The following is a 7,819-nucleotide window of genomic DNA, read 5'->3' on the forward strand; positions in this document are numbered from 1 at the left end:
ATAACTTAAAGTAAACAATAAAAAGAGAGAATCCTTATTTTAATTAATACTGGATTCTCTCTTTTTTATTATTTTAGGTAAGTTACAGTTCCATCAAGATATATATACTGTGCAGACTTAAGACCAAAGAACATCTTATCCTGAGAAGATGAGACTTTTATAAGGCTGTCCTTAGTGTATTGACTATCCTTGTATAGCCTAAAATTCACCTTTGTACCATGACAAGAGAAAATATAATCTCCTGCAGCTATATCTCTGCCCACCTTATACATCCCCGGCGGAATAACTTTTTTTGTTGAGTCAAGTTTTGCAGCAGTCTTTTCCTCATAAATTTCACAAGCTTCCACCTCAATATACTGGTCTTTCTTCAAAGTAATATACATCTGCCCCATGGCAAAACCATTGTTGTATATGCTATCCAAAGTACCCGAGCTATTGCTAGTGATTTGAAAATACATCTCTTCCTTATTGACTAATAAATACTCCCCTGCAGGAATATCCTTCCCCACCTTATACATACCTTTTATGAACTTATTTTTCTTTATATCTATTTCAGGAGTTTCCTTTGCATGGTACATATCCACACTGTCAACTTCAAAAACCTCATCGTTGTTTAAAGCAAGATACTTCCTACCAATTATAAAGCCCTCAGCCACCGTAACAGTTGTCCCCTTCTCTACCCTAGAAATCTTATAATAGGACTCACCTTGAGATAGAAATAAATACTCTCCCTTTGGAAAGTCCTTTCCAACTATATAGGTTCCTTTTTTTAAAGAAGTAGGCCTAGGCTTTACTTCCTCCCGTATTTTTTCTACAAAGTTTTTCACATTGTCATCCTGAATTAGGGACAATTCATTTATATTCTTTAAAAGAACCTCTCTATCCGACTCTTCCTTTGTCATCTCGTACTTCTGTTTACTGTGCATAACCTTAACTATTAAAACATCTTGAGCTTCATCTAAAGCAGTGCTGTAGGAATTTCTCCAAAAATCCACGGGAAGATCTTTAATTTCCTTTCGAAGTTTGTTTATGCTCTCTGGAACTGGTTTATTTTTATTTGAACTGATTCCCGTTACAATACTCACCAATATGGGATGCTGCACACTGTCTATTTCTTTAGAGAACTCACCTATGGCCCAATCAAGCTTTCCTTTAAACTTGCTTAGGGTTGCCCTTGCAGAGTTCACTGATTGCTGAGTTTTTTTCTCCTTACACTCTTTTACCGCATTATATCCCTCTGCATACAACTTATTAAGCTCAGCCTCCGTAGGCTTGGTAGCCACCGCGAAAACCGCCATATTGTTGAAGAAAATTGTGGCAACTAAAATCAAACTAGCAATCTTTTTACCCATACTCACATGTCATCCCCTTATCGTATTTTATTATTTTAAATTACTTCCACTATTCAAAACCACATTTACAGATTTAATCATGCCTTTTTTAGTTACAGCATTGATGACAAAGGAACTTCCCGATGCTACCTTGCCACTGGTAGAATATATGCTTATGTTTCCATTTTCATCGGCAGTAACATTAAATCCTGAGTTAATAGCCCCATCCTTCACATTGGAGATATAGAACCTTACCTCATCAGCACTACAGTTTACATTGTACTGATCCTTTGACTTAAAGTACAAATTCTTATTTTCACTATTTAAGATATTGCAAGCAGTTCCTACCCTGCCTCCAATTCTATCAGTGCTAAGTTCCACAGTAGAATCCGCAAGAATAGAACCATTGTAGTAAACATCTAAAGTTTTTGCCTCTGGATGTGCACTGCTGTATACAACTTCCTGAGTCAATACCTGAACCCCACTAGACCCCTCCACTATTATATTAAGGGTAGCCTTGTAGTCCTTTTCATTAGTATCCACAAAAGAAGACTTAAGCTCTCTATAGACATCACCATTATCATCCACTGCAAAAGCTATCTTTTGATTGTTTGTGATTCTGGCATCAATAATCAACTTCTGATTGATTTTAACCTTCTCTCCATTCTTTATTCCATGAATTTTTATAGCCTGATGGTGAGAATTTTGCATAACCACATCGGAACCCGTATACTGCTTATTTATATCTGCCATGACGAACTGTTCTATGCTCTCTGGAATAACAGATTCCATGTCGAAAACATACTCATCTATCACCTTTCCAGTTAAATTTTCTTTAAGCACTATTTTAAAAGTAGAAGTCCCTTGATTTTCAGCAGCAAACTTCTTTTTTGATGGGTTATAAGAAACATTGTAATTACTTGCATAAGAAGAATTGCTCACGTTCTGTATCTCCCACAGGGCATTGTTATCATTAAAAATTTCATCACCATACTGGTCCGCAAATCGAATCTTTCCATCTATAGAGCAAGATTCTCCCTTTTGTAGTTTCCTATAGAAATCTTCTCTAATGCCTAGAATGGAAGTTGCCACTGGCTTCTCTTGAACTCTAAAAGTCAGCGTCTGCACCCTACCCGTAGCTGTAACCACAGTAATTATGACATTTTTTGCATTTTCATTTGCTATCAACCTAAGACTTAACTTTTTTTCTTTTGCATAATCTATTTTAGATGTAAGAGTGGCATTAGTTGCAGAGATTGTCACTTCCTTGTTGTTGATCCTCAAACATGAAGTGCCATTTCCATCCACCACCAACTCATCCGCAGTACTAAGAGTTTTTCCGTACTGATTTACTGCAGCAAAAGGCAAAGTAATCTCACAGCCCGCCTTTAAATCACTATAAGGTTGTTCCAGTGTAAAGACATCAACCTTGGCACTGTCTAAAACCGTTATCTTGCAATTCGCTGCCACACCATTAGGAGATATAAGAGTTATGACACAAGTACCAAACATGCCATTTATACCAGTGTTTTCTAGCAAAATGCAAGGTTTTTTGTCCTTAGTCACCACCACTGCCTTGCCATTGGATTTTTTAGGTTTTACAATGTTTTCATTTGAGCTGAGCACATTAAAATTTCTAAGTTCATCCTCTGACAACTCATTGCCATATTCATCATTTACAGTAAGAGGAATATAATAAGTGCTTCCCTTTTCCTTCATATCTGAAAGGTAAATCTCCTTACCATTTAATTTACTATCAGTGCTCTTCACATCACCTAATACTATAGAGCGAAGGGTTGGTTGTCCTACAACTGTAAAAGTTCTATTGGCTACAAGGCCTGATGGTTGATGAATCACAGTTATGGTAAGCTTACTTCCCACCTTGTACTCATTGATATCCTTTATGCTAACAGTGTTTCCAACAATGGAGCTCACCTTTCCCGCAGAACAAGATATAGTAAAATCAGATAAATTAATTCTGCCGGTTATATCCTCACCATATTGATTTTCTATACGCATCATGGTAGTCACTAGCTGACCATCAATGCTAGGAGTAGTTGGTGTAGAATCTTTCACCACAGCGTAATCATTCAAAAAGTCAATTTTGCTTATCTTCGCTGCCTTTACCACCACATTTTCATCCTTTGCCAACTCTTTATCGGCATAGGACACAAAACAAGAATAAATTCCATCCTGTAGAACTTGAGGTAACACAATAGTTGCCACATCCTTACCTTGGTTCCACTGAATTTCTCTTGTATTAAGTTTAATGTTTTCCTTTTTAATCTGAAAAGACACCTTTGCTGTATCCTCCACGGCCTTTGAAAATTTAACCTCTAAGATTCTCTCTCCAGCCGCTCTTAGGGATACCCCTTGAACAGAGTTATTTTCATTTTCCAGTTGAGACAATCTAAAATCAAATCCTTCTATAACCTTTTTCATATCGTCATTGTGCTTTATCTTAAGCAAATCATTTAAAACAACCCTGGCAATGGCAATATCCTCTTTATTCTTTGTTTTTTTAGCTTTTTCTAAAGCCAGTTTCCCTTGATTTATGTTGTCCCCCTGAAATTTATCAATGGCAGAAGACCAAGCACCTATATAATATGAATTCTCTTCACAACCTGCAAAGCCATTGACATATTCCCTTGCCTTATTAATATCGTCCTGAATCATGGCTTCTTTAATACTTCCATCTTTTTTATATAGTATTCCGTAAAAATCGACAAACAACTTATGTTGTAGAGGATCTAGGGAACCTGACAGAGTTCCTACCAATTGCTTTCTTAATTTTTCATTATCCTTTAAGGCATTATTCAAATTCCTAATGTTTTTTCTAGCTTCATTGATAGAACTTTGAGTCTTATCATTCTTTGCAATTTCAGTAGCTCTATAAGCTTTATCGTATAAATCATTTACATCCACATCTGCCCTGACAACTGAGCTGCCCATTAAGTTCACCGTTGAAATGGCAGCTATTAACCCACTTAATATCTTCGCGTTTTTTCCCTGCATAAATTTCCCTCCTAAAGGTATTATATCTAACTTTCATTATATATCTAAAAGTTACATTTTTCAAATTATTACTGTGTCATCTAAGGATTTCCCACGTAAAAACTAGTAAAAAGTTCATATGTTCAATGTTCTTCCTTACATGTTTAAAACTCACTATATTTTTTATTTTAGCATATATGGCAAAATAAATGCTAACGCAAATCCAAATTCAATAGGAATATGTAACATTTTAAAAATATTTCAAAAGAATCGTTCGACAAATTTTGCATTTTAGGTAAAAAAACCCCTTCAAACACGCATGGATTGGGTATTGTGCAATAATTTGACATGATTTCATTATTTATTTAAAATATATAGACAAATACCAAAGTTTTTGTTATAATTTGTTTACAAATTATTCCATTGCATAATTTGACATCACAGTGTTACTTTTCTATTAATATATTTTTTTGAAAGTAAGGTGACTCTTTATTATGTTTGATGAAAATAAACCGTAATTAAAACCGAAGTTCAGCAAAGCACAACATACTTTTTTTAAAAATAAAATCCTTAGGGGAAGGAGAATAATAATGAACGGAAATGTAATCAACGAAAAAGACGAAAAACTTTTCACAAGTAAAGAAGGATCTCTATGTAAGGAAAATATGGGGGAAGGCTCAAAGGATACTAGTTCTTCAAAGTCAAAAGAGGGTAACTTTAACAATAGATTAGTTATACTTGCGAAACAAGGTGATAGGATTGCTGAGGAAATCCTAGTTGCCAACTTCAAACCTTTAATCTACAAGGAGCTTCTTAGAATACATCTAAAAAACTACGACTACGACGATCTAGAGCAGATAGGCTACATCGCCGTGCTGCTAGCAATAAAAAAATACGTTCCAAACCCAAGCAAAGGCAACTTCACAGCCTACGTTGCCAAGTGTGTGAGAAACAGGTACTTACAACTACTGAGAAGATATGCTAAATATAATTTAGAGGACAGTTTAGACAAGCCTTTTGAAGAAAATGGTGGCACTGTACTTGATACTCTCAAGGATAAAGTCTGTTTAGAAGATGATATTATTCTCAACGAAGACATGACTCATTTATATTTGGCCATCGAAAAACTTCCAGAAAAATACCGTGAAATAATAGTTGAGTGCGTCTTAAAGGATATGTGCATGAAGGACTATGCCAAGGCTAAAAAGATAGCTTACAGAGTCTTGGTCCAGAGAAAGCATAGAGCCGTAGTCATGTTAAGAGAATTGATGATAGAGGAATAACGGCAAAAAGGATAGCTTGTTTTAGCTATCCTTTTTTAGTAATTTTATAGTAGTACATTTAAGCACTAATACAGATTTTTTTATTTTATGTTATATACTACTTCCTTCTGCAAAACCTTCATGGTCTTTAAATCCCATAACATAATTTTAATTTTCATATTTTCTTCGTTAGGAACATCAACTTCTGAGGTTAAAGTAGTTTTGCCATTTACCTTCTCACTCTTAATAGAGCTAGCTAACATTTTACCATGCTCGTCATATATACCAATTAATAATGTTACCTCTTCTACACTGTTAGGTAAATCTACATTTATGCTAACATTGGATTTTTCACCCTTATTAAATTTAATCTCAGGATCAACTTCAACCTCTAGTTTTTTAAACAATTTACTTAAATCCGCCCCAAATATTCCATTAGCCTCTCTGTTGTAAACAGCCTTTGCATTACCTTCGGCATCTTCAAATATTATGAACTCCGGCTTCCATAGCCCACTATCACTAATCCCCTTAGAATCACACACATATTTTCCATTCTCGTATTTTAACTCAAGTTCTAAACTTCTGCCATTTAGATCAGAAAACGCTGCGTATGCCTTATTACTGTATTGTTCCTTTGGAGTTATATATATTTTCCCATTCGATATACTGATTTCCTTTATCATATCTGCATCTTGTTTTGCATAAACAGTATCTTCATTACCATTTCTCTTGGCAATATGGATTTTAGCTGTACTTCTATCTTTGCTCTCATCTGTTACGAATATTTGCAATCCGTAATTTTTTAAATTCAAGCCTGTAGGTGATCCCCACATTGGTGATGTGTAGTCATTACTATCTTTAAATATAGGGTTCATGAATGTATGCATATCCTCAACTTTGTAAGTGCCTGCATCCAATAACCATGATCTGTCTGGTCTTATACTGAAGGCTGCATCTCTAAGCTGATAGTTTAATCTATCTGGTCCTGAAGACCCATTTGGATATGAATAAGTTATAGGATCTTGATCTGCATCTATAACACCTACGGCTACCGCACCCTTATGCGAATTATAATCCTGATCTGTACCGCTTACAAGGTACTTTCCGTTAATATACCACATAATCAATCCTGTTTCATAGGAAAGACCCTCTGCACCCATATTTATAGTATCCAACCCTTTATCAACCTTTGTACCTGCACCACTACTTCTCCATTCTAATAAATAGTAATGCTCATATCTCTCTTTGCCATCATTTATACTAAAACCATCAAAATTAAATTTTGTATTTTCACTATCCTCTGCGCCATCTTCAAAAATTATTTTTGAGCCTTCTTTAATTTTAATTTCATCAAAATATATACCCTTCTCAGGAGTATTGTCATCCGTTCTAAATCTAAATCTTAAGTCAAATTTTTTACCTTTAAACTGACTCAAATTAAAAGAAGCATATAGCCATTTTTCATTTGATGTATCAGTAAATCCCCAACCTGGATTTCTATCTAGTATATTTTCTTTATCATGTGACTCTATCCAAGGATCTACCTTATCAGTTGTAAGCTCGGTTTCATCTTTTAATGTTACCCACTTATCAGTTCCAACTTCTCTTACTTGAACTGATGCAAAATCAAAGTACGGGTCTATATCATACCAAGTTTTAAAAGTTAATTTTGCATTGCTATCAGCCGAAAGCTCTATGGGAGTTTTAGTTGTCATGTAGTTTTTTAACTTATCACCTTTACCACTAAAGAAACATTGGCTCCCTTCAGTTGGCATTACCACTCTTTCTGCATATTTAGGAAGGTCAATTCTTACAACGTCTTTATTTTTTCCTTTAAGGGTAGCTTGATCTAGTACAACATCAATTCCTTCTGCCGTAACATCATCTAAGCTTATTTTTTTCATATTTTGCCAATTGGCCGCTCTTTTTCTCTTTTCAAAATCCTTCTGCAAAAACTCTTTACAGTAAGCACCATAGCTTACAGGCTGTGAGCCTCTTGGGTTACCTGTGTAACTTCCACCCATTATGGACCAGTTTTCTACAGGTGGTTCTGATTTATTTGTATCATACAAATCTGGAAGCCCTAAAACATATCCAAATTCATGACAAAATAAGTCCAAAGGTAAATCCTGCTCAAAAATAGTGAAATCCTCAACGAAAAATTCTTTTCCGCTTTTATCTGTTACTTTGTGATTTTTGTTTACTATAGCTTGTTTTTCAGCGGGAGTATAC

At 35.1% G+C, this 7,819-nt stretch carries 4 protein-coding genes; 1 reads left to right on the forward strand and 3 read right to left on the reverse strand.

Going from position 1 to position 7,819, the window contains the following annotated elements:
* Positions 1 to 68: 68 nt before the first annotated feature.
* Positions 69 to 1,358 (reverse strand): Rv1352/Rv1906c domain-containing protein, encoded by a 1,290-nt coding sequence (locus BUA73_RS08575; RefSeq protein ID WP_072903716.1) that lies wholly within the window; start codon positions 1,356 to 1,358, stop codon positions 69 to 71.
* A gap of 24 nt (positions 1,359 to 1,382) precedes the next feature.
* Positions 1,383 to 4,346 (reverse strand): hypothetical protein, encoded by a 2,964-nt coding sequence (locus BUA73_RS08580; RefSeq protein WP_072903717.1) that lies wholly within the window; start codon positions 4,344 to 4,346, stop codon positions 1,383 to 1,385.
* A gap of 569 nt (positions 4,347 to 4,915) precedes the next feature.
* On the opposite strand from BUA73_RS08580, the gene BUA73_RS08585 reads away from it, so the two are divergent.
* Positions 4,916 to 5,608 carry an RNA polymerase sigma factor gene (locus BUA73_RS08585; protein WP_072903718.1) on the forward strand — a complete coding sequence of 231 codons (693 nt, stop codon included), beginning with the start codon at positions 4,916 to 4,918 and terminating at the stop codon, positions 5,606 to 5,608.
* An 80-nt stretch (positions 5,609 to 5,688) separates the two neighbouring features.
* Here the strand turns inward: BUA73_RS08585 and BUA73_RS08590 are convergent.
* Positions 5,689 to 7,819: immune inhibitor A domain-containing protein (locus BUA73_RS08590; RefSeq protein ID WP_178139242.1), on the reverse strand; the 2,131-nt coding region annotated here is incomplete at its 5' end.

The sequence above is a fragment of the Hathewaya proteolytica DSM 3090 genome (assembly GCF_900142225.1).
GTDB lineage: Bacteria > Bacillota > Clostridia > Clostridiales > Clostridiaceae > Hathewaya > Hathewaya proteolytica.

Coding starts and splice junctions, on each gene's coding strand:
- BUA73_RS08580 (WP_072903717.1), bottom strand. CDS start 4,346: ATGCAGGGAAAAAACGCGAAGATATTAAGTGGGTTAATAGCTGCCATT.
- BUA73_RS08585 (WP_072903718.1), top strand. CDS start 4,916: ATGAACGGAAATGTAATCAACGAAAAAGACGAAAAACTTTTCACAAGT.